The following is a 1088-nucleotide window of genomic DNA, read 5'->3' as shown; positions in this document are numbered from 1 at the left end:
GATATTCGCTAGCGCCGCTTTTGCGCCATTACGACTGGCATCTTGGGCTGAGGACAATAATCCTTGCACGCCGAGCGGAGCTGACTTACATATCTCTTTAGCAATAATTAGCGCGCGCTCGTATTCTGTACCATTTGTCACTACTTCACTGACCAAATTTAGTCTATCAGCAGTTTGCGCGTCAAAGGCTTTACCAGTGAGCAAATACGGCATAGCTTTTTGCCAGCCTGCTGCTGCGACGAAACGTACCGTTGCGCCACCAAACGGCATGATACCGCGCTCAACTTCCATTTGTGCAAAGTTGCAGTTATCACTTGCGATAACCACGTCACTGTTTAGCATAAGCTCAATGCCCGCAGTAAAGCAGGTTCCTTGTACCGCGACGACCACAGGTTTGCTGCGTAATTTGCCGCCAATTCCCCACGGGTCAATCTCATTATCATTAAACTCAAACGCGCCTTTATCCCACTTATCTTGCAACTCCATCAAATCAAGTCCGGCGGTAAAGTGCTCACCATGAGCAAATATTAATGCACAACGTAAGTTATCTTCGTTCTCATAACGCGTCAGTGCTTCGGATAATTGCTTAATCATATGGCTATCAAAGGCATTGCGTTTATCGGCGCGATTGAGCCCGATTAGGCAGATATAGCCGTCAGTTTCATAGGTGATGCGGTTATCGGTACTGGGTTTATTACTTTCCGTTGTCATATTTTTATCCTTTTAAATGCATTATTGTCATCTGCTGCGCTTAAAAATAGCCGCTTTATGCTCATTTGGCTTAGTTTCAATATAGACACCCCCATGCGATAACGCAAGGACAGATATATACGCACAGGCAGATTGCTATTTTATTCGCTATAGGCAAATCAGTAGCCATGGATAAACAGATAGAGGGACGCGAAATCTGCTAAACTGGATGATTATATTCAAACATTGTAGTCCGAAACTATGACCAGTAAGCCCAGCACCAATACATCAAACGTCCGTAGAGCAAATGCTAATACTCATCGCAACCGCTCACCTGAGACCGCCAAAAAACTCGGCAAGCTACATCCGCGCAATCCGTATCAAGGTCGCTATGACTT

1 protein-coding gene and 1 pseudogene are annotated in these 1088 nt (G+C 45.3%); one reads left to right on the top strand and one right to left on the bottom strand.

Annotated features, from left to right (window positions below; genetic code table 11):
- A partial coding sequence (locus tag V7D75_RS11530; RefSeq protein WP_333614667.1) for a crotonase/enoyl-CoA hydratase family protein occupies window positions 1-711 on the bottom strand: 711 nt, incomplete at its 3' end.
- 240 nt (window positions 712-951) lie between these two features.
- Between V7D75_RS11530 and V7D75_RS11525 the strand changes: the two are divergent.
- Window positions 952-1088 (top strand): annotated as a pseudogene (locus tag V7D75_RS11525) (23S rRNA (adenine(1618)-N(6))-methyltransferase RlmF); the annotation flags it as partial.

The sequence above is a fragment of the Psychrobacter sp. genome (assembly GCF_036731945.1).
Lineage (GTDB): Bacteria > Pseudomonadota > Gammaproteobacteria > Pseudomonadales > Moraxellaceae > Psychrobacter.
Note: the sequence above shows the minus strand (reverse complement) of the source record. Positions and strands in the feature narration are given on the sequence as shown.